The sequence below is a fragment of the Arthrobacter sp. R4 genome (genome assembly GCF_051365025.1).
Lineage (GTDB): Bacteria > Actinomycetota > Actinomycetes > Actinomycetales > Micrococcaceae > Arthrobacter.
Genome location: NZ_JBLWIJ010000022.1, coordinates 49,367 through 70,197, shown reverse-complemented (window position 1 = coordinate 70,197; position 20,831 = coordinate 49,367). Strand labels below are relative to the sequence as shown.

The 20,831-nt window shown below is 64.2% G+C and carries 18 protein-coding genes; 3 read left to right on the top strand and 15 right to left on the bottom strand.

The window, feature by feature from the left end; genetic code table 11:
- Positions 1–135: 135 nt before the first annotated feature.
- The 14 genes from ACLKOZ_RS14370 to dinB all read right to left on the bottom strand — a co-directional run bounded on the left by ACLKOZ_RS14370 (position 136) and on the right by dinB (position 17,064).
- Positions 136–1,110: a cell division protein FtsQ/DivIB gene (locus ACLKOZ_RS14370; protein ID WP_436475928.1), complete on the bottom strand. Its 975-nt coding sequence runs from the start codon at positions 1,108–1,110 to the stop codon at positions 136–138.
- Positions 1,103–2,479, bottom strand: a complete 1,377-nt coding sequence (murC, locus tag ACLKOZ_RS14365) for a UDP-N-acetylmuramate--L-alanine ligase (RefSeq protein ID WP_436475926.1) — start codon at positions 2,477–2,479, stop codon at positions 1,103–1,105. Before murC ends, ACLKOZ_RS14370 begins: the two co-directional genes overlap by 8 nt.
- A complete protein-coding gene (murG, locus tag ACLKOZ_RS14360) occupies positions 2,476–3,576 on the bottom strand; it encodes an undecaprenyldiphospho-muramoylpentapeptide beta-N-acetylglucosaminyltransferase (RefSeq protein ID WP_436475924.1) in 1,101 nt (366 codons plus the stop codon). The genes murC and murG overlap by 4 nt, the downstream gene beginning before the upstream one ends.
- Positions 3,577–3,582: 6 nt before the next feature.
- Positions 3,583–4,911, bottom strand: coding sequence for a putative lipid II flippase FtsW (gene ftsW / locus ACLKOZ_RS14355; RefSeq protein WP_337347748.1), 1,329 nt, complete (start codon positions 4,909–4,911; stop codon positions 3,583–3,585).
- 2 nt (positions 4,912–4,913) lie between these two features.
- Positions 4,914–6,491 carry a UDP-N-acetylmuramoyl-L-alanine--D-glutamate ligase gene (murD, locus tag ACLKOZ_RS14350; protein WP_436475922.1) on the bottom strand — a complete coding sequence of 526 codons (1,578 nt, stop codon included), beginning with the start codon at positions 6,489–6,491 and terminating at the stop codon, positions 4,914–4,916.
- Positions 6,473–7,582 (bottom strand): phospho-N-acetylmuramoyl-pentapeptide-transferase, encoded by a 1,110-nt coding sequence (mraY, locus tag ACLKOZ_RS14345; RefSeq protein ID WP_337347746.1) that lies wholly within the window; start codon positions 7,580–7,582, stop codon positions 6,473–6,475. Before mraY ends, murD begins: the two co-directional genes overlap by 19 nt.
- Complete coding sequence (locus ACLKOZ_RS14340) at positions 7,579–9,045, bottom strand: UDP-N-acetylmuramoyl-tripeptide--D-alanyl-D-alanine ligase (protein WP_436475919.1); 1,467 nt, start codon at positions 9,043–9,045, stop codon at positions 7,579–7,581. The genes mraY and ACLKOZ_RS14340 overlap by 4 nt, the downstream gene beginning before the upstream one ends.
- A gap of 6 nt (positions 9,046–9,051) precedes the next feature.
- Positions 9,052–10,692, bottom strand: a complete 1,641-nt coding sequence (locus ACLKOZ_RS14335) for a UDP-N-acetylmuramoyl-L-alanyl-D-glutamate--2,6-diaminopimelate ligase (RefSeq protein ID WP_436475917.1) — start codon at positions 10,690–10,692, stop codon at positions 9,052–9,054.
- Positions 10,693–10,771: 79 nt separating this feature from the next.
- Positions 10,772–12,568: a peptidoglycan D,D-transpeptidase FtsI family protein gene (locus ACLKOZ_RS14330; RefSeq protein WP_436475915.1), complete on the bottom strand. Its 1,797-nt coding sequence runs from the start codon at positions 12,566–12,568 to the stop codon at positions 10,772–10,774.
- Positions 12,569–12,614: 46 nt separating this feature from the next.
- Positions 12,615–13,295 carry a hypothetical protein gene (locus tag ACLKOZ_RS14325; RefSeq protein WP_436475913.1) on the bottom strand — a complete coding sequence of 227 codons (681 nt, stop codon included), beginning with the start codon at positions 13,293–13,295 and terminating at the stop codon, positions 12,615–12,617.
- Positions 13,292–14,284 (bottom strand): 16S rRNA (cytosine(1402)-N(4))-methyltransferase RsmH, encoded by a 993-nt coding sequence (gene rsmH / locus ACLKOZ_RS14320; protein WP_436475911.1) that lies wholly within the window; start codon positions 14,282–14,284, stop codon positions 13,292–13,294. The genes ACLKOZ_RS14325 and rsmH overlap by 4 nt, the downstream gene beginning before the upstream one ends.
- Positions 14,285–14,453: 169 nt before the next feature.
- Positions 14,454–14,882, bottom strand: coding sequence for a division/cell wall cluster transcriptional repressor MraZ (gene mraZ / locus ACLKOZ_RS14315; RefSeq protein ID WP_436475909.1), 429 nt, complete (start codon positions 14,880–14,882; stop codon positions 14,454–14,456).
- Between the two features lie 362 nt (positions 14,883–15,244).
- Complete coding sequence (locus tag ACLKOZ_RS14310) at positions 15,245–15,616, bottom strand: DUF3040 domain-containing protein (protein ID WP_337351485.1); 372 nt, start codon at positions 15,614–15,616, stop codon at positions 15,245–15,247.
- A gap of 236 nt (positions 15,617–15,852) precedes the next feature.
- Positions 15,853–17,064 carry a DNA polymerase IV gene (dinB, locus tag ACLKOZ_RS14305; RefSeq protein WP_337351486.1) on the bottom strand — a complete coding sequence of 404 codons (1,212 nt, stop codon included), beginning with the start codon at positions 17,062–17,064 and terminating at the stop codon, positions 15,853–15,855.
- Between the two features lie 100 nt (positions 17,065–17,164).
- Between dinB and ACLKOZ_RS14300 the strand changes: the two genes are divergently transcribed.
- Complete coding sequence (locus ACLKOZ_RS14300; protein WP_436475906.1) at positions 17,165–17,692, top strand: hypothetical protein; 528 nt, start codon at positions 17,165–17,167, stop codon at positions 17,690–17,692.
- A complete protein-coding gene (locus tag ACLKOZ_RS14295; protein ID WP_337347737.1) occupies positions 17,689–18,783 on the top strand; it encodes a polyprenyl synthetase family protein in 1,095 nt (364 codons plus the stop codon). The genes ACLKOZ_RS14300 and ACLKOZ_RS14295 overlap by 4 nt, the downstream gene beginning before the upstream one ends.
- A 9-nt stretch (positions 18,784–18,792) precedes the next feature.
- On the opposite strand, the gene ACLKOZ_RS14290 is transcribed toward ACLKOZ_RS14295, so the two are convergent.
- Positions 18,793–19,146, bottom strand: coding sequence for an Rv2175c family DNA-binding protein (locus ACLKOZ_RS14290; protein WP_131134989.1), 354 nt, complete (start codon positions 19,144–19,146; stop codon positions 18,793–18,795).
- Between the two features lie 242 nt (positions 19,147–19,388).
- Between ACLKOZ_RS14290 and ACLKOZ_RS14285 the strand changes: the two genes are divergently transcribed.
- The gene (locus tag ACLKOZ_RS14285) at positions 19,389–20,777 is read left to right on the top strand and encodes a LysM peptidoglycan-binding domain-containing protein (RefSeq protein WP_436475903.1); all 1,389 of its coding nucleotides are present in this window, start codon (positions 19,389–19,391) and stop codon (positions 20,775–20,777) included.
- The last annotated feature ends 54 nt before the right edge of the window (positions 20,778–20,831 follow it).

The window sequence follows — 20,831 nt, the reverse complement described above, 5'->3', positions numbered from 1 at the left end:
AGCTTTGAACCTTAACCTTCGAGTTGAAGGTTATAGTTATGTCAAGTAACTCATGTCTGTGACGGTATTTCCTATGGTTCGCACATTCAATAACCGCAGGCCGCGTGTCGTGCTATTCCCGGGAAATACAGAGATTTAGCGCGTCACAGGATGCCTGGGCACGCTGACGTCATAGACACGCACGGGGTTCTTCGGATCGGCGGGAACCTTCAGCAATGCCTCCAGGACCTTGGCTTTGAGTTCCCTCTCCGACGCGTTGCCCCAGACGATGGTCTGCCCGTCCACGAGCTTGAGTTCCACGGCATCGACAGACTGTGCTGAGGCATTGGACAGCTTCGCCAGGACCTCGGGAGGAAGGGCGCCAAGGACCGCCGCCGTCGCCTGGAACAGATCCTTGCCGATGGTGCCTGCGCCGCCGTCGATCACGGGCAGCGCCACGGAGGCTGGATCCGTAGTGGCCGCCAGCTGCACACCGTCAACGTCGACTTGCTGGTACTGCTCCCCCTGCTTCACCAGGGCCACCGGGACGCGTTCCCGGACTTCGACAACAAGGTCGGACGGAGGCCGTGCCTGCGTTCTCACGGATTTGATCTGGATGAGTGGTTCCAGGAGCCGGTCCACTTCCTCGTCGGTGATTTGCGGCAGGGGTTTGCCCTTCAGTGGTTCCAGGGCGGCCTGGACCTGGTCAGCAGTCAGGAGCCTGGTGCCGGATACGGAGATGGTGCTGACCGCCAGCAGCGGCGAAAAAATGGCTGCTGCGAGGATCCCTGCTACCACCGCGGCAAGGGTGCCGGCCGCGATGATGATGTTTCGCTTCAGCCGCCTGCCTTTGGGCTCCGGGAAAGCCAGGACGTTCGCGCCTGCAGCTGCCCCGCTGGACTGCCCTTCCTTGCCCTGCTTTTCCTTGGATGTGGCGCCCTTGGGCTGTTTGGCCCTTGCCGGGGCCACCTCCGGCCCGGGAGCAGTCTTGGAAGCGGAGATGACCTCCGGCTCCTCCGCCAGGCCGGGCGCGGGCGTTCCGGACGGGCCGCCGGAAGGATGACCGGACCTGTTCCTCCCCTGTTGGGCGCGTCCCGGCGAGGTGTAGGTGGGGCGCCGGGCACTAGCCACGCAGTGCCTGCACGATCTTCGGGCCGTAGGCGGTCACGTCGCCGGCTCCCGCGGTCAGGACAATGTCGCCGGCGTCCGCAGCGCCAACAATTTCCGCTACCGCGGCGTTTCCATCCACCAGGCGTCCACCGGCGCCAAGGTGGTCGGCGATCAACTGGCTGGTGACCCCGGGGATAGGATCCTCGCGGGCCGGATAGATATCCAGGACCAAGGCGGTGTCGGCCAGGTTCAGGGCCTCGGCGAACTCGCGGGCGAACTCCCGGGTCCGGGAAAAGAGGTGCGGCTGGAAGAGGACGTGGACCCGGTGGTCACCGGCAACTGACCGGGCTGCAGCGAGGGCGGCACGCACTTCGGTGGGGTGGTGGGCGTAGTCGTCGAAGACCCGGACGCCGCCGGCCTCCCCTTTCAGTTCAAAACGGCGTGAAGCGCCGGAAAAATTGCCCAGGGCCGCGGCGGCAGCGCCTGGTTCAACCCCCAGTTCCAGTGCCACCGCAAAGGCGGCGGCGGCGTTCAGGGCGTTGTGCCGGCCCGGAACCTGCAGTTGCAGGCCGAAGCGGCCTGCAGTGGTGGACACCGAAACGTCTCCCGGGCCGCCGTCGTGCAGCACCAGGTCCGCTTCATCCGAGGTGCCGTACAGGAGTACGCGGGTGTTACCGCGCTCAAGGGTGCGGCGTGCAAGGGCCAGGGCGCCGGCGTCATCGGCGCAGGCGACCAGGACACCGTCCGCGGGCAGGAGTTCCGTGAACTGGTCAAACGATGCGTAGACAGCCTCCGCGGTTCCGTAGTGGTCAAGGTGGTCCGGCTCCACGTTGGTGACGACGGCTATCCGGGGCCGATAGTTCAGGAACGAGCCGTCCGATTCGTCGGCCTCGGCCACAAAAATCCCGGACGCGCCATGTGCTGCGTTGACGCCGAGCGCAGGAACGTTGGCGCCGATTGCAAACGAGGGATCCAGCCCGGCGCCCTGCAGCAGCACAGTGACCATCGACGTCGTGGTGGACTTGCCGTGCGTTCCTGCCACCGTGACCACAATGTCCTCGCCCATGGTGGCCGCCAGCGCCTCAGACCGGTGCAGCACTGGCAGCCCCGCCTCTCGGGCAGCCACCAGTTCTGGGTTGTCTGCACGGATGGCGGAGCCCGCCACCACGGTCTGGGCGTCACCGAGGTTCGCGGCATCGTATCCCACAGCTACCCTGGCACCTGCGGCCGCGAGGTCGGCCATGACCGGGAGGTCCTTGGCGTCGGATCCGCTGACCACCAGCCCGCGGGAAACCATGATCCGGGCAACGGCGGACATCCCAACACCGCCGATCCCGATGAAGTGGACGCGCCCCAGGGATTCCTGGCTGTGGATGTTGGCAGGGCTCATTCGGATACCGCTTCCAGGACAAGACCAGCCATACGCTGGTCGGCATTTCTGATTCCAAGGCGCTGGGAGTTGGCGGCCATGGCGGCCAACCGGGCCGGGTCAGTCACCAGCGGGATGAGATGGTCCCTGACCCATTGGACGGAGAAGTCCCGGTCCTGGACGAGGAGCGCCCCCTCAGCTTTGACCAGCCCCGCAGCGTTGAGCGCCTGTTCGCCGTTGCCGATGGGCAGCGGGATAAAAACGGCGGGCACGCCCACGGCGGCCGCTTCGCAGACTGTCGCGGCGCCGGACCTGGCCACGAGCACGTCGGCGGCGGCGTAAGCCAACTCCATGCCGTCCACGTACTCCACCTGCCGGTAGCCGGGGGCCGTAAGCGTGCCGCCGTGGGCATCCAGCACCGCCTTGCCGCGTCCGGTGATGTGCAGTGTCTGGATGCCGGCAGCAGCCAGGTCCCCGACGGCGGCCGCGACAGTGCGGTTGATGCTCTGGGCACCTGAGGAACCGCCGGTAACAATCAGCGTAGGCTGCGTCGGGTGCAGGCCCAGGGCTTCGCGGGCAGCAGCCCGGGACACAGACCGTTCCAGGCCTGAAATCTCAGTGCGCATGGGCATCCCGACGTGCCGGGCATGGCGCAGCCGCGTGGCGTCGAAGGCGACGGCTACGTACTTGGTCAGCATGGCACCGACACGGTTGGCAAGGCCGGGACGCGCGTTTGCTTCATGGATCACTATGGGGATCCGGCGGCGCCGGGCAGCCAGGTACATGGGAGTGCAGACGTACCCGCCCACGCCGACGAGCACGTCGGCGTCATGTTCATCCAGGATCCGGCCGGCTTGCTGTATGGCCCCCGCCAGGCGGCCGGGCAGCCTGAGCAGGTCCATGGACGGCCTGCGCGGCAACGGCACACGGTCGATGGTGGCAAGCTCCAGTCCCGCAGCAGGCACCAGCCGGGTTTCCATGCCGGACGGTGTTCCGACGGCGAGGAGCCTGGCTTCAGGAGCGGCGGTCCGGATGGCGGCGGCGATGGCAAGGAGGGGGCTGATGTGCCCCGCAGTACCGCCTCCGGCCAGGACGATGGAGAGAGTTTGGGAAGTCATCTGGTGCTAGGTACGCTTTCTGGCGGTTTTCTTTGGGCCGGTGGATCCCCGGGAGGGCCTGTTGCCGAACTTCAGCATCCGCTTGGGCCGTATTGCCGGGGCCATCTGTTCCCTGGCGAGTGACAGCACGACGCCGACGGCGCACAGCGACATCATGAGTGCCGAGCCGCCGTAGGAGATGAACGGCAAAGGGACGCCGATCACGGGCATCAGCCCGGTGACCACGGACATGTTGACTGTGGCCTGGCCGAGGAGCCAGACCATGATGGTGCCCGCCAGGACCCGGTGGAACATGTCCTCCTGCGCCACCACGACGCGGTAGATCGCCGCCCCCAGGATGGCGAACAGGACCAGGACGACGACGGTGCCCACCAGCCCCAGCTCCTCACCGATGATGGCGAAGATGAAGTCGTTGTGGGCTTCCGGGATCCAGCTGTACTTCTGTCTGCTTTGGCCAAGTCCGACGCCGAACCAGCCGCCGGACGCCAGTCCGTAGATCCCGTTCGTGGCCTGGTAGTTCGCATCGATGCCGTCGGCACACGACTTTCCCGTCCACCAGGAGGTGATGCGGCACATGCGGTTGGAGCTCGTGATAGCCATGGCGGCAGTTCCCGCGGCGCCGATCAGCGCGGCGAAGCCGAACAGATACAACGGCACGCCGGCGAAAAAGAGCGCCGCCGCGGTGATCATCATGATGATCATCGCGGTGCCCAGGTCATTTCCCAGGACGACGAGGCCGATGACAAGGCCGGCCGCGGGAACAGCGGGGATCAGCGCGTGCTGCCACCGGCGCAGGAGCTTGCCCTTCCTCGCCAGGACTGTGGCCATCCACAGGGCCAGGGCCAGCTTCGACGCCTCGGACGGCTGGAACGTGATGCCGCCGATGTCGATCCAGTTCTTGTTTCCGTTGACTTCATCGCCGATGACCTGGACCAGTGCCAGGAGCACCAGTGCGATGCCCAGGCCGGGCCAGGCAAGGCGCTTCAGCCAGACAACGTTGATGCGCGACAGGACGAACATGGTGAAGATTCCAATGGCGGCAAACATGCCCTGTTTCAGGGCGTCACCATACGGGGACTTGCCGGCCGCGATGGATTCCACGCTGGACGCAGAGAGCACCATCATGATGCCGATGGCGGTCAGGGCGAGTGTGGAGCCCAGGATGAGGTAGTAGGTGGAACCGTTCCGAGAAGTTCCGGTCCCTTCCAGAGCTGACCAGAAACGGCGGTACCCGTTGCGGATCCGCACCGGCAAGGAGGGCCGGGAACCGGCGGGAGCTGCGGTTTTTCCCGGGCGCGGCGTTGCTGCCGGCGGCCGGGTGGGCGTGCTGACCATTGTTACTCCTCGCCGGTCTGGGCCTGCCCTTCCACCAGCTCGCGGACAGCTTCGATAAAGGCGTCGCCACGGTGAGCGTAGGAAGAGAACTGATCCATGGATGCAGCTGCCGGCGCCATCAGAACGGTGTCACCCGGCGCGGCAAGCTGAGCCGCTGCCGCAACGGCGCGGGACATCACGGTCCCGCCGGAGTCCGACGGGCTGCCTGCGACGGCCCCGCCCTCTGCGGCAGTCTGCATCTTTTCAGTGTCGCCCGCGGGCGGTCCGATCACCGGGACATCCGGTGCGTGTCGTTCGAGGGCCTGAGTCAGGGCCTCGGTGTCCGTGCCGATCAGCACCACGGCCTTGAGCCGCGCTGCGTGGTCCCGGACCAGGTCGTCGTAGCTGACGCCCTTGGACAGGCCGCCGGCGATCCAGACCACCTTCTCGAAGGTGGCCAGCGACGCCGACGCAGCGTGCGGGTTGGTGGCTTTGGAGTCGTTGATCCAGAGGACGCCGTTCTGCCGGGCTACCGGCTGGATCCGGTGATTGCCAGGGACGTAGTCACGGATGCCTTGGCGGACAGCCTTGGCGTCAACGCCGTAGGCCCGCACCAGTGCTCCCGCGGCCAGGGCATTGGCCACCATGTGCCGCGGGGCGAATTCTCCGAGGTCGGACATTGAGGCGAGCTCAGCCGCACTGTCCTTGCGCTCGGGGATAAAGGCGCGGTCAACGAGGAGCCCCTCCACCACTCCCAGCATGCTGATCGCGGGGGTAAGGGTGGTGAAGCCCACGGCCCGGCACCCTTCCACGACGTCGGCGTTCTCCACCATCCGCTCGGTCTCGATCTGCTCTGCGTTGAATATGCAGGCCTTCTGGGTGCGTTCGTAGACTTTGGCCTTGTCCGCGAGGTAGGACGTGTACGATCCGTGCCAGTCCACGTGGTCCTCAGCCACGTTCAGGCACACACTTGCCACGGGCGAAAGCGATTCAGCCCAGTGCAGCTGGAAGCTGGAAAGTTCGACGGCGAAGACGTCGTATTGAACGGGATCGCGGAGGGCGTCAAGGATGGGAGTTCCGACGTTTCCGACGGCGATGGCCTTCAGTCCTGCGGCCTGCAGCATCGCTTCGGTCAGGCCAACCGTGGTGGTTTTGCCGTTTGTTCCGGTGATGGTCAGCCAGTCAGCTGTCTTGTGCCCTTCCCGGATGCGCAGCCGCCAGGCAAGTTCGACGTCGCCCCAAACGGGGATGTGGGCGCGTGCGGCTGATGCCAGGAGGGCTTGGTCCGGGCGCCAGCCCGGTGACGTCACGATGAGCTCGGGCAGGGACCCATCGATTTTCGGGATCCTGCTGACCGCTTCATCCCCCAGGAGAACGTCGGCGGCACCGACGATCTTCAGTGTTTCAGCCTGGGCCTTTGCTGTCTCGGACGTGGCTGCGTCAACCACCACGACGCGGGCACCCAGTTCGATGAGGGTATCGGCCGCGGCGAAGCCGGACACGCCGATGCCGGTGACCACGACGCGCAGGCCCGCCCAGTCCGAGTCCCAACTGGTGAGGTGAGTGAGGCGGGAGGAAACTGTCACAGGAGCACAACCCATTCAGCGTAGAAGATCCCCAGGCCAACGGCTACGAAAAGCCCTCCGAGGATCCAGAATCGGACTACCACGGTAACCTCGGCCCACCCCTTGAGCTCAAAGTGGTGCTGCAACGGGGCCATCTTGAAGAAGCGTTTACCACCGGTGGCCTTGAAGTAGCCCACCTGGATGATGACGGACAGGGTGATGAGGACAAAAAGCCCGCCGATGATGCCCAGGAGCAGTTCGGTGCGGGACAGGATGGCGAAACCAGCGATTGCGCCGCCAATCGCGAGGGATCCGGTGTCTCCCATAAAAAGCTTGGCAGGGGAAGTATTCCACCAGAGGAATCCAACGAGGGCGGCACTCATGATGGCGGCCAGAAGGGCAAGGTCGAGCGGGTCGCGGACCGAGTAGCAGCCGCTGCCGGCTTCCCGCGGGGAGCCGCAGGCCTGGTTGCTTTGCCAGATGCCCATCAGGGTGTAAGCGCCGAAAACCATGACGGATGCACCTGCAGCGAGGCCGTCCAGGCCGTCCGTCAGGTTCACCCCGTTGGTTGCCGCGGTGACAATCAGGTTGGACCACACGACGAAAAGTATGGCGCCCAGGACGGTACCGCCGAAGGCCAGGTCCAGCCACGGAAGGTCGCGGACCAGCGAGATTTTGGTGGACGCGGGCGTAACGCCGTCTGCATCCGGGAAATTCAGGGCAAGGATGGCGAACGCGACTCCCACAGTTCCCTGGCCGATGAGCTTGGCTTTGGCGTTCAGCCCCAGGCTTCGCTGTCTTGAGATCTTGATGAAGTCATCGAGGAAGCCGACCAGGCCCATCCCCACCATGAGGAACAGCAGGATCAAAGCCGACGCTGAAGGACCCGGAGACGCCGGATTCATCATCCACATGATCAAGTGCGTCAGTCCATAACTCAGCAGGACGGCGGCCACCACCACGGTTCCACCCATGGTGGGCGTCCCGCGCTTGGTGTGGTGGGACGTCGGTCCGTCATCCCTGATGAACTGGCCGTAGCTTTTGCGGACCAGCAGGCGGATAAAGAGCGGGGTTCCCACCAGGGCGCACAATAGGGCAAGGCCAGCGCCGATCAAAAGTGCAATCACAGCTGTTCGCTCCCTTCACTGGCAGGTACGGGGGCTTGTGGGGGTAATGCTATCCGATCGCCTAAATGCCGCAGCCCAACGCTGTTGGAGGACTTGAACAGGACGAGGTCGCCGGGTTCAAGTTCGGCGTTGAGCAGTTCGTAGGCGTCCTCGATCGTTTCGGCGAAGCTGCATTCATCGCCCCAGGACCCCTCCTGCACGGCGGAGACGTAGAGCGGACGGGCCTCCCGGCCCACCACCACCAGGCGGGAGATGTTAAGCCGGACTACCTGGGTGCCCACCACGGTGTGTTCGCGGATGGATTCGGGTCCGAGTTCCAGCATGGCGCCCAGGACAGCCCAGGTACGGCGGCCGCGGCCGAGGTCGGCGAGGGTCCGCAGGGCGGCCCGCATGGATTCCGGGTTGGCATTGTAGGCGTCGTTGATGATGGTGACGCCGTCGGCCCTTTCGGTACGTTCCATGCGCCAGCGGCTGGCTGCCGTCTGTGTGCTGAGTGAGGCTGCGATGTCCCGTCCGGCGACACCGGCGGCGTGTGAGGCCGCAGCTGCGGCGAGCAGGTTGCCCACGTGATGGGACCCGATCAGTTTGCTGCTCACGTGCAGGTCCGGTTCGCCCGACGGCAGGACGAGGTCAAACTCAGGGTTTCCGGCAGGGTTGGTGTCCGGCTTGACTGCCTGGACTCCGGCGCCAGTGCGGCCTTCAGCGGAGAATCCGAGCACTGTGGCCTGGGTACGGTCCCGCATGGCGGCGACGCGTTCATCGTCGAGGTTGAGGATCGCGGTACCGGTGGCGGAAAGTCCTTCGACCAGTTCACCCTTGGCCCGGGCGATGTTCCCGACTCCCCCGAATTCACCGGCGTGGGCGGTCCCCACGCCGAGTACTACGCCGATGTCGGGCTTGACCATGTCTGCCAGGTAGCGGATGTGGCCGATGCCCGTTGCTCCCATTTCAATGACCAGGTACCGGGTGCTGCTGTCCGCGCTGAAGACCGTCAGCGGGACACCGATCTCACCGTTGTAGGAGCCCTGTGGCGCAACGGTGGCTCCCTGGGTGGCCAGGACGCCGGCGAGGAGGTCCTTGGTGGTGGTCTTGCCTGCCGATCCCGTGATGCCCACAACCGTGAACTGTTGACCGGCTGCCTGGCGGGCTGCACGAATGCGGCGTACCGCCTCCGCGGCGAGGGCGCCCATGGCCAGCACGGCATCCTCGACCACCACTGCGGGGTAGTTCTCGCCGTCCGGGCCGGCAACCGGCCGTTCCATGAGCGCCAGCGTTGAACCGTTGCCAAAGGCGGCGCCAACGAAGTCGTGGCCGTCCGCATACTCTCCCGGTTTCGCGACGTACAGCGATCCGGGCGTGGCTTCGCGGGAATCCGTGACCACCGAAAGAGGCGTGATCTCCGGATCGGCGTCCAGGCGCCCGTTTGTGATTTCGGCGATTTCCGCCGCAGTAAATGCAATCATCTCGGTCTAGGACTCTATCCGGTCGTCTTGGAGAACGGTGAATCCCTTGGCTGTCAAGGCGTCGCGGAGTTCCACCCTGTCGTCCAGGGCAACGTTGACGCCTTTCACTTCCTGCCAGACTTCGTGGCCGCGGCCAGCCACGAGAATAGTGTCCTGGGGTCCGGCGAGTTCAACGGCCTTGCGGATGGCTTCATCGCGCGGGAAGACTTCCAGGATGCGGCACTCAAGCGAACCCCGCTGCTGCGCTTCCAGCGCTCCCGCCAGCACGTCGGCGCGGATCGCGGCAGCGTCCTCGTCATGGGGGTCGTCATCGGTGACAATGACGGTGTCGGCAAGAGTCGCCGCGATGGCTCCCATTGCAGGACGTTTCCCTTGGTCCCGCTGCCCGGTTGCCCCAAACACCACAATCAGCCTGGACCCTGGCTGCGGTGACCGGACGGCTTCCAGCGCCCTGGCCAGAGCGTCCGTATTGTGGGCAAAATCAACCACTGCGGCGGGCGCCTCGGAAACCAACTGCATGCGGCCCGGAACGGCGACAGTGAAGGGATCGTGCTCATCCAGGGCGGCCTGTACTGCCGCCACGCCCACTCCACTGGCCAGGACCATCACGGCTGCCAGCGCGGCATTGGCCACGTTGAAGCTGCCAGGGAGCCCCGTGTGGACCCTCAACGAGGCGCCACCCGGGCCCGTCAATGTGAAATCCGTTCCCAATCCACGCGCCGTAGCCGACGTAACCGTCCAGTCGGCAGGAGTCCCTGCCGGTGTGGCCGCGAGGGTGGTGACAGGGATCTCGGCGGCGTCGGCGAGCCGGCGGCCCCAGTCGTCGTCGACCGTTACCACGGCACGGCGGGCGCGCCGGGGAGTAAAGAGTTCCGCCTTGGTCTGGAAGTAGTCATCCATGGTTCCGTGCAGGTCCAGGTGGTCCTGCGTGAGGTTGGTGAAGCCCGCCACGTCGAAGACCACTCCGTCCACGCGCTGGAACGAGACCGCGTGGGAGGAGACCTCCATGGAGGCGGCGTCCAGCCCCCGCTCCCGCATCAATGCCAGCAAGGCGTGGACATCCGTTGACTCGGGCGTGGTCAGCAGGCTGGGAATGGCATCGCCGCCTGCCTTAATTTCAATAGTCCCGATAAGGCCTGTCTTGAGGCCAAGGGAACGAAGCAGCGCGTTGATGAAATAGGTCGTGGTCGTTTTTCCGTTGGTCCCTGTGACGCCGAACAGCGTCGGCGTGCCGCCATCGGCAGGCTGGCTGCGGTAGATCATGGCCGAAAGCGGTCCCACCACGTTCCGCGGGCTCTCAACCACCAACACCGGCACGGAGGTGTCTGCCGACAGCGCCAGGAGGCGAGCACCGGCGTCGTCCGTCAACACCGCCGCCGCCCCGGCGCCTATTGCCTGGGCTGCGAAGTCCGCTCCGTGCCGCGAGGCTCCCGGGAGCGCGACGTAGAGGTCTCCCGGCTCAATGGTGCGCGAGTTCAAGGAGATCCCGGTGATGGTCACCGACGCCGACGGGCCCGGAACGGACACACCGATGGATTCGCCGATGCCCGCCAGGCTCACTGCGGAAACGGACGTTGGCCTGAACCGCCCCGTGGCGGATCCCCCGGCCGGAACTTTATGGCTGCCGGGGGCATTGTGATCTGACAAGAGGATCTCCGAAAGTGCTAGTGGATCAAACCCGCCGGACGTGCTTAGTCAGCGGGCCGTGCTGGGGCGTGCGGCAGTACTACTTGGCGTATTGCGGCAGCCGCGCCGGTTCACCGGTGGACGGCTGGACGTTGTAGGTGCGCAGCGCCTGGCTCATGACTGACCGGAAGACCGGCCCCTGCGTAATGCCATAGATGCTGCCCTTGGGCCGCTGCAGCACCACCTCAACAATAAACCGCGGATCATCCATCGGCGCCATGCCAACGATGGAAGCGGTATACCCGCAGAATCCTGACTTGCCGTCGTCGCACGGCGATTCCGACGTTCCCGTCTTAGCGCCCACACGGTAGCCGTCGATGGCGGCGTCCTTAATCTGCCCTTCGGTGACCGCGCTTTCGAGGATGTCCTGGACCTGCTGCGCAGTGTTGTCTGAGACCACCTGCCGCGAAGGCTGCGGAGCGACCTTCTCTTCAGTCCCGTCCGGTGAGATGTAGGAATCGATCAGGCGCGGCTGGAGCATGACGCCATTGTTGGCGATTGTCTGGAAGGCCCGCACCGTCTGGAGCGTGGACTGCGATACACCCTGCCCGAACAGCACCGTGTACTCCTGTCTGTCGTCCCACTGGTCCGCCGGCGTCAGGATGCCCGAAGCGGTAGCAGGCAGGCCGACGTCCGGAGCCTCCCCGATGCCGAACTTCTGCAGCCAGTCGAATCTCTGCTCCTTGCTGAGTCGCTGGCCAGCCATGACAGTTCCGGTGTTCATGGACCAGCCAAGGATGCCGGCAAGGGTCCGTTCCTCCGTGCCATGGGCAAACGAGTCGCTGAAGGTCTGACCGTCCACTGTGTAGGACGGCGGCAGGGTGAACGTGTCCAGCGGGCTGGACTTTCCTTCCTCAATCAGAGCCGCCGCCGTGATCATCTTTTCCACCGAGCCCGGTTCGTAGGCAGCCGTCACGGAGCGGACCCCGCGGTCCTTGGCGGCCACCAGGCCGGGGTCGTTGGGATCAGGGGAATTAGTGTCGGCCATGGCGATGAGGTTGCCGGTCTTGGCATCCATCACGATAATGATTCCCCACTCGGCGCCCAGCTTGTCCGACTGGCTCTGGATGGCCTGTTGGGCGAAATACTGGAGGTCGGAATTGAGGGTGAGCCTGACATCCTTGCCGTCTTGCGGTGGGGTGAGCTCGTCCAGCCCAACAGGAATTCGAAGGCCGTCCGCACCGATTTCGAAGAGCCTTTTGCCGTCTGCGCCCTTGAGCAGTTTGTCCTGCGTCTGTTCAATTCCGGCCTGGCCTGTGTACCCGTCCTGGAGGAAGCCAATAATGCCGCCGGCCACCGAACCGTTTGGATAGACGCGCTTGCTGACGCCTTCGGTGACGATGCCGGGAATCTGCAGCTTGGAGATCCGGTCCTCTACGTCCGGCTTCAGGTCCTTCGCCACGATGTAGTACTTGGATTCACCGGTGACGGCCTTCCGGAGTTCGTCGGCGTCCATCCCCAGGACAAGGGCGAGTTCGCTAATGCCCTGATCACGGGTGACTTCCACCAGCTTGTCCTGGCCCTCCACCAGGCGCCAAAACTTCTCTGTTTTTGTGTTCGTCACCTGATCCACCACCAAGTTGTAGCGGATGAGGCTGTTGGCCAGCACAACGCCGTTGGAGTCCAGGATGCTGCCACGTTCGGCCGGCAGGACAGTCTGGGTCATCCGCTTGTTCAGCGCAGCCTCGGCCATGCCGCCAACGTCCAGGCCCTGAACAAGGAAAAGCTTGCCGCCCACCACCAGGAGAAGGGTGAGCATGATGCCCAGGCCAAGGCGCAGGCGCCTCGTGGCGTTGGGTACCTTGCCGCTCTTCGCCTTGCCGGTCCTCTGCGCCACCGTGATTTCCTTGCTGTTCGCTGTGTTGCCTGTCAGGTCCTGGCAGTTACTGCCCGGGCGTCCTCTGTAACGGAGCGGGCACGGAGCCTCCGTGCAATTCCACAGCCGGGGACGGGGCTGCGGCCGGTGCCTCTGCAGCAACAGCCGCCGCAGCGGCGGCCGGCGGCGTTGCAGCTGCCGGCTCCTCAGTCACCGGCTTTCGGCTGGCCAGCGGCTCCCCGGTGCTTGCGGGCGGGACCACGCTCAACTGTCCGGCAACTGCCGGTGCCGGGATGACGGCCCCGGCGGCGCCGCCCTTAACGGCCGGTGTCGCCTTGCCGGTGACCGCCAGGGTTGAAAGGTCGATCTGGCCTTTCACCGTGGACGCCACCATTCCCAAGTCTGTAGCCTTTGCTGCCAAGTTCTGCGGAGCTTCGAAGTTTTGAACCTGCTGTGTCAGATCCTGGTTCTGCTTGGTCAGCGTGCTTTGCTTGCCCCGGAGTTCCACGAGCTGGTACTGGGCCGTGGACACCGAGATGTTCAACACCAGGACAGCAACCAGCGCGACGGCGAGCAGCGTGAAGCAGAGGACAACGAACGGCGCGCGGCGCTTCCTGGGTGCGGATCGGACAACCGAAAGCGGCGTACGGGCTTTGCGTCCGGGGCCTGGAGTTCCCGCCGGAAGTCCAATAGCGGGCGCAGCACTGCCGGAGACGACAGGAAAGTTCTTGACGGCGGCGGTGCTCATACGGCTCTCCTGGTTCTAATGCGTTCCACAGCCCGCAGCCTTGCTGAGGCAGCGCGCGGATTCTCTGCGATCTCGACGGCGGTGGGCACCTCCGTGCCCTTCGTGAGGGTCTTGAGTTCGGCCTTGTGTTCCTCGAGTTCGACAGGGAAGCCGAGGGGGGCTGAAGACTTCGAGCCTGCCTGGAACACGCTCTTGACTATCTTGTCCTCCAGCGAGTGGTAGGACATGACCACTATCCGCCCACCGAGGGCAGTTGCCCTGACCGCGGCCGGGACAGCCCGTTCCAGGACATCAAGCTCTTCGTTGACCTCGATCCGGAGCGCCTGGAAAGTCCGTTTGGCGGGGTGGCCGCCGGACTTGGCGGCGGCGGCCGGAACTACTGCGCGGATCTGTTCAACGAGTTCCCCGGTGGTGGCGAAAGGCTTCTGGGCGCGGGCGGCAACAATTCTGTTGGCGATGCGTCCGGCAAACTTCTCTTCGCCCCATTTGCGGATGATCCGAACCAGGTCCACTTCGGAGTAGTTGTTGACAACATCTGCGGCGGTCTGCCCTCGGCTGGTGTCCATCCGCATGTCCAGCGGGGCGTCGAAGGAATAGGCGAACCCGCGTTCGCGTTCGTCCAGCTGCAGGGAGGAAACGCCCAGATCCATCAGGATTCCGTGGACTTCGCTGATGCCGAGGTCTTCAAGGACGTCAGGGATTTCGTCGTAGACGGCGTGGACCAGGTCAGTCCGTGCGGAGAACGGCGCCAGCCGTTCTCCGGCCAGGGCGAGTGCTTCCTCGTCGCGGTCGATGCCGATCAGGTGCAGGTCCGGAAAGCGCTGGAGCATCGCTTCGGAATGGCCGCCCATGCCGAGCGTGGCGTCGATGGCTATGGGAGTTTCGCCCCTGAGCCTGGCTGCTTCGAAGCCCGGGGCCAACAAATTGATGCACCGGTCCCGCAGGACCGGTACATGGCGTTCGGACGTCGGCTTCGGGTGATCGTTCATGCCGTCGTCCTTTCCTGCCGTGGTTGCCGTGGTTGTGCTTCTTGAGCCAGATCCCCATCCGCGCCTGTCGTCCTGCCCGCCTGGCTCCGGGGAAGTGAGCCAGGTTGGCCGGCCGATGGGCGGCTGGAGATCTCGTCCAAGAAGCTGTCCGCCTGTTCCATACCGGTGATTACAGAATCCCCGGAATGGCGTCGTCGGTCTCAGAGAAGGCTGTTTCCTTCTCTGCCAGGTACTCGTTCCAGGCTTGGGCGTCCCAGATCTCGGCCCGGGTTCCTGCGCCGATGACGGCCAGTTCCCTGCCGAGGCCTGCATACTCCCGGAGCGTTGCCGGAATGGTTACGCGCCCCTGCTTGTCAGGTACCTCATCCGAGGCTCCAGAGAGAAAGACGCGAATGTAGTCCCGGGCCTGCTTGGAGGAAATGGGCGCCTCCCGCATTTGCTCGTGCACACGTGCAAATTCCTGCTCACTGAAGACGTAGATGCAACGCTCCTGGCCCCTCGTGAGTACCAGGCCACCGGCTAGTTCCTCGCGGAACTTCGCGGGGAGGATAATTCGTCCCTTTTCATCCAAACGCGGCGAGTGGGTGCCAAGAAACACTGGCCCACCGCCTGTCTGCTGTCAGGAACTGCACATCCCCTGTGTTGCAACTACCCTCTTATGTCCTCCACATTACTCCACTTTCCCCCACAGTCAACGCAGGATGAGGCCGGATTCCCCCCACTTCAGGGAATGATGCCCGTAAAACCGGCGAATCGGCCGGTGGTGGAAAGTGGAGGGCTTTTGACGCCGGGAGGGCGGTTGCGGTTTTTCGAGGGTGACCGTTAAAAGCAGAAGACCCGCCGTAGCGGGTCTTTATGCTTGGATACCTGGTGACAAATTACTTTCGGACGGAATAAACCCCGCGCCGTGGAAGGCTGTGGTGCAGAATGGAGGGCTTCGGCGCCTCTTACCCGGCTGCGTCAGGAGTCGCCGCGGCGCCTCTCGTCCCAACGTTCTTCCAGATTGCTCATGAAGGAACTCCTGGACTTGCCTGGCTTACCTGGACGGCCGCTGCGGGACTTGCCAGGTGCCGAGCTGCGCATCGTTGCGAAGTACACGCCGGCTCCCATCACCACAAAGCCCAGAACGCCGACGAAGATGTTTTGAAGCGTGACGCCAACCAGCAGGAGGAAAATCCCGGCGAGGGCGCACAGCACCCCGATCACCACATGCCGCGTGGACCATGAGCGTCCGGGATCCGAGCCCATGGAATTCGCGAATTTTGGATCGTCCTCGTGCAGCTGCTTTTCCAACTGTTCAAGCAGCTTCTGTTCGTGCTCCGAGAGCGGCATCACGACCTCCTTAAGTAGGCCAACGTCCGGGCTGCGCCCAGTCAGTACTTCTGCTCCGATAACGACCGGCATACCGCTCAAGTTCCCGCCCCACCGACGATGGCGGGCGGGAGCGTTATGTCCAGTCGTTCGAAAACTATGTATATATAAGGATAGTTTGTCGCGGGCCGTTCTGAAAGACAGCAATGACTTTCCGCAAGGCCCTCCGGCTGCGGCAGACAGGGGTAGCTGCGCGCCTAGCCGGAATTTTTTCCGGAATCCAGCAGGCGGGCCGGGAGCACTGATTTATTGCCAAATTTACGGCTGACTTTGTCCAACGCCAACTCGGCTGCCCGCCAGTTGTCGTCCCTGCGGTCCAGGCTCAGCTGGAGGGACGTTTGTGCCGCCTCTTCCAGCTGTTCGGCACGGACTCCTACCAGCCTTACGGTCATGCTTCGATCGCCGAGTGACTCCAGGAGTTGGAGGACGACGGCGTAGATCAGCTGAGTGCTGTCCACCGGCGTGTGAACGGTCCGGCTCCTGGTGATGGTGGAGAAGTCCGCGTAACGCAGCTTCAACGCCACGGTCCTGGCCACCATTCCGGAACTGCGCAGCCTCTCCGCCGTACGGTGCGACAGACGTAGCAATTCCCTGTGAAGGACGGCGTTGTCGGCGGTATCAACGGCAAAGGTTTCCTCGGCTCCTATGCTCTTCTCCAGCCGCACCGGCGTTACGGGTCGGGGGTCGATCCCCCAGGACAGCCGGTAGACATGCTCGCCCGTGGCGCCAAGGGTCCGTTTCAGCGTGTGCAAGGGCGTGGCGGCGAGGTCGGCCACCGTCCTGATCCCCATCCGAGCCAAGACCTCGGTGGTCTTGGCACCCACACCCCAGAGAGCTCCAACCGGCAGGCTGTGCAAGTAGGGGACGGTTTCTTCCGGCCGAATCAGGAGCAGTCCGTCGGGCTTGCACCGCGTGGATGCGATCTTGGCCACAAACTTGCTCGCGGCGATGCCCACAGAGGCGGTGATGCCCAGTTCGGCGGCAACGCGGCGCCTCAATAGTTCGCCGATGTCTTGGGGCGGGCCCAGCCGGCGGATGGCACCGCCGACATCAAGGAAGGCTTCGTCCACGCTCAAAGGCTCCACCAGTTCGGTGACGGATTCAAAAATTCCCATAAGCTGCGCCGAGACCTCGTAATACAGCTTGTGCCGCGGTTCGATGATGACCGCCCTGGGACACATCCGTGCTGCAACCACCATGGGCATGGCGGACTTCACACCAAATTTCCGGGCCTCATAAGAGGCCGAGAGCACCACGGAACGGTCTGCCGGATAGCCCACAATGACGGGTTTGCCGCGAAGCTCCGGTCGAGTACGCAACTCAACCGATACAAAGAACGCGTCCATATCCACGTGCAGGATGGGGGTGCGCCGGAACTCCCGAAGACCCGCTTCGGTGTGCTGATTCATCCCGTCTACATCCCGTCCGGCCCCCACGAAACAATCCTAGCCGCTGGTACTGACTAAACTGGAGGCTGAATCCGGCATCAACACCAGGAGGAAAGTCCCTGTGACGGTCATTGGAAATCTTAAGCCAGCAGGATCGGCCGCCCTCGTGGCCGTCGCAGCGCTGGCACTCGCCGCCTGCAGCCCAGCGGCGCCAGGAGTAACCACGCCGTCCTCCGCCACCTCCTCGCAGTCCACGGGCCAGCCCACAGCTACCGCGTCTGCCAGTCCCTCAGCGTCACCGGGCACCTCGGCTACCGTCGGGGCGCTGGTCGCCGGCTTCCCGCAGCAGCTTCTCCCGCTCATGCCGGGAGCCACAGTAGTTTCCAGCAGCTTCGACAAGTCGGCGACGCCGGCAACAATTGCCTTGGTGGCAAGCATCACAGGCCAGCCCGGCGCCGTCGTCGAGTTCTATACCAAGGCCCTTGAAGCCCAGGGGTTCAAGGCCGTGCCGGGAGAGTCCGTGGGCGCCGTCGCATCAAAGGACTTCGTCCGGGGCGACAACGAGACCGTCAACCTTGCGGTCGTGGAAGCTGCGGGTGTTTCCACGTTCACTATCGGCGCCAATGTGGCAGCTGAGTCAGCCAAGTGACGGTCGCGGAGCAGCTGCGGCTTGAACAGACCGGATACGTGGCGGCCGTCGCGGGCGAGCTGACGGACTTCCTGACCGAGCGCCAGGCGGTGATGTCGGCTATCTCCCCGGACATCGATCCCATCATGGGTTCCATCTCCAACCTGGTCACCGGCGGCAAACGGCTCCGTGCCCTGATGTGCTACTGGGGGTGGCGCGGCGCTGGCGGTGATTCCGGAGCCAGGCAGATCGTGGCTGCAGGCTCGGCGCTGGAGCTCTTCCAGGCCGCGGCGCTCATCCATGACGACATCATCGACCGCTCCGACACCCGGCGCGGCGGGCCCAGCGTCCACCGCCGCTTCAGCCAACTGCACACAGCCCAGGGCTGGGCTCTCGATAGTGAACGCTTCGGCCACGCCGCAGCGATCCTGACCGGCGACCTGTGCCTGTCCTTCAGCGAAGAGGCGTTTACGGACATCGGCGAAAAAGCCGCATCAGGCAGCCGAGCGCGGCTCATCTTCAACCTCATGCGGGCCGAAGTCATGGCCGGCCAGTACCTCGACATCCTCGAAGAGGTCGCCGGGCCAGTCAGGGACAGGGCCGGCGCTGTTTCCAGGGCGCAGTCCATCATCCGTTTCAAGTCCGCCAAATACTCCACGGAACATCCGCTGGCCCTCGGCGGCGCGCTGGCGGGAGCGTCAAACGAGCTTCTCCGCGGCTATTCTGCCTTCGCCCTCCCGCTGGGTGAAGCCTTCCAGCTGCGCGACGACGTCCTGGGCGTCTTTGGCGACCCCGTCACCACGGGAAAGCCCGCCGGCGACGACCTCCGGGAAGGAAAGCGGACCGTTCTGGTGGCGCTGGCGCTGGACCAGGCGACGGCGGAGGAATCGGCATTCATCGACGCAAAGCTTGGCAGCCCCGATCTCGGCGACGAAGACATCACCGAGATCCGCCGCATCATCGAGGAATCCGGAGCCCTTCAGGCAACGGAGGTCCTCATCGGCGAATTCGGAGCAGCGGCGTTTGATGCCCTGGACCAACTGGAACTCGACGAATTGCCAAAAACGGCGCTCCGCAGGTTGGCCGAGGCCACCGTCAGCCGCGCATCCTGAAAATTCCGGTTACCAGGCCAGGGTTTGGGCGCGGCGCCGGATCTCCGTTTTGCGGCCTTCGCGGAGCGCATCAATGGGCCGCCCACGCAATGATTCGTCTGCGGTGAAAAGCCAGACAATCAGGTCCTCGTCGGAATAGCCGGCATCTGAGAGCACCACAATGGTGCCCTTCAGGCTGTCCACCACGTGTCCGTCCTGGATAAATTCCGCAGGGACGCACCGGATCCGCCGTTCTCCAACCCGCAGCGCGGCCAAAGCACGCTCATCAAGGAGACTGTGGACTTTCGTAATTGAAACGTCCAACAACTGGGCGACATCAGGCAGGGGCAGCCACTCGCCAACAAGGCTTTCTACGTTACTCACGGATCAAGGTTGCCATGACCGGCACCCTGACGCCTAGTCGCCGCTTTTGCCGCAGGGGAGGTTTGCGGCGACACTCCACGAAATCAGTCTTGGCAGCTTTTCAAGAATTCTTGTGCTAATTGACAATCCATGAGAGATTCACATAGATCACATTGGTAACAGCAATAACTTAAGCAACACTAGTAGCAGCATTAACACAGGCAACACCCACCGCACTCGCAGTTGAGAAGAGGATTCCTTCCATGACGACGTCCCGCTCGCCACAGCAGCCACCCAGGCCGAGCCTGCCCATGATTGCCGCTACCACGGCGGCGCTCCCTGCGGTTGTCCTGTCGTCACTGGCCCTCGCCCAACCGGCTGCAGCTGTTGCCCCTGTCCGGGCCATCCCTGCCACGCTCGCAGCGGCCATGAAGGCCCAGGCAGCAGCTGCAACCGCAACCGTTATTCCGGCCGGCTCGGTTTCGACGACCATCCCGTCCGCCTTCCGGCCGACGCAGCCGTCTGTACCCGCCGAATACACCATCGCGCGGGGCGACACTATCAGCAGCATCGCCGGCAGGCACGGCCTGGACACCTACGAAGTCCTTAAGCTGAACAACCTCCAGCCGAACACCATCATCTATCCCGGGCAGAAGATCAAGCTTTCAGGCTCCGGCAATGCTCCCGTTGCAGCCCCCGCGGCTACTCCACCGGCTGCCGCAACCACATCCGGAGCGACCTACACAGTCAAAGCGGGCGACACGCTCAGCGCCATTGCCTCCCGGCACGGAGTGGGATTGTCGGAAATCTTCGGCTGGAACGGTTTGAATATGCGTTCCATCATTTACCCCGGCCAGAAGATCAAAGTGAACGACGGCGGAACCGCACCTGCGGCAGCTCCTGCCACTGCACTGCAGCCGACTTCCGCCCCCGCAGCACCAGCCCCTGCGGCGCCGGCCCCTGCCGCCGCCCCTGGCGGCTCCTACACCGTCAAGGCCGGCGACACCCTCAGCGCGATTGCCTCCAAGCATGGCGTCAAGCTCTCGGACGTCCTTTCCGCCAACCAGCTGAGCCTGTCCAGCATCATTTACCCCGGCAACAAACTGGTCATCCCCGGCGCTGCCATACAGCCCGCCTCAAGCGAACCCGCCGCAAACGTCACTCCCCTGGTGCCCAGCTCTTTCCTTGGATTCACCTACCCCGCGGCGGTCGTCAGCTCGGCCAACGAGAACAAGGCCCTGCTCAACGCCTCCCCTGTGCCCTCCCGTGACCAGATGCGGGCCATCGTTGCGGATACTGCACGGCGTATGGGTGTGGAACCGGCACTGGCCTTGGCTTTTGCCTACCAGGAATCCGGCTTCGACCAGCGTGCCGTTTCACCGGCGAACGCCATCGGCACCATGCAGGTGATTCCATCCTCCGGCCAGTGGGCCTCGGACCTCGTGGGGCGCAAACTCAACCTGCTCGATCCGTACGACAACGCCACCGCTGGTGTGGCGATCATCCGCCAGTTGATCGCCACGAGCAAGGACCGCGACACTGCAATCGCCGGCTACTACCAGGGTCAGTATTCAGTGAGCAAGTACGGCATGTACGACGACACCAAGTCCTACGTGGAGGCGATCAAGGCGCACGAAAAGAACCTCGGCTAGACCACCACGCCCAGCCCGGTCCCGGTGGGACCAGGGCGGGCGGGATAACGATAC

What these genes read in the sequence shown, in the direction of transcription:
- murC (WP_436475926.1), bottom strand. Translation starts at nt 2,479, where the DNA reads ATGAGCCCTGCCAACATCCACAGCCAGGAATCCCTGGGGCGCGTCCAC.
- murG (WP_436475924.1), bottom strand. Translation starts at nt 3,576, where the DNA reads ATGACTTCCCAAACTCTCTCCATCGTCCTGGCCGGAGGCGGTACTGCG.
- ftsW (WP_337347748.1), bottom strand. Translation starts at nt 4,911, where the DNA reads ATGGTCAGCACGCCCACCCGGCCGCCGGCAGCAACGCCGCGCCCGGGA.
- murD (WP_436475922.1), bottom strand. Translation starts at nt 6,491, where the DNA reads ATGGGTTGTGCTCCTGTGACAGTTTCCTCCCGCCTCACTCACCTCACC.
- ACLKOZ_RS14340 (WP_436475919.1), bottom strand. Translation starts at nt 9,045, where the DNA reads ATGATTGCATTTACTGCGGCGGAAATCGCCGAAATCACAAACGGGCGC.
- ACLKOZ_RS14325 (WP_436475913.1), bottom strand. Translation starts at nt 13,295, where the DNA reads ATGAGCACCGCCGCCGTCAAGAACTTTCCTGTCGTCTCCGGCAGTGCT.
- rsmH (WP_436475911.1), bottom strand. Translation starts at nt 14,284, where the DNA reads ATGAACGATCACCCGAAGCCGACGTCCGAACGCCATGTACCGGTCCTG.
- ACLKOZ_RS14310 (WP_337351485.1), bottom strand. Translation starts at nt 15,616, where the DNA reads ATGCCGCTCTCGGAGCACGAACAGAAGCTGCTTGAACAGTTGGAAAAG.
- dinB (WP_337351486.1), bottom strand. Translation starts at nt 17,064, where the DNA reads ATGAATCAGCACACCGAAGCGGGTCTTCGGGAGTTCCGGCGCACCCCC.
- ACLKOZ_RS14285 (WP_436475903.1), top strand. Translation starts at nt 19,389, where the DNA reads ATGACGACGTCCCGCTCGCCACAGCAGCCACCCAGGCCGAGCCTGCCC.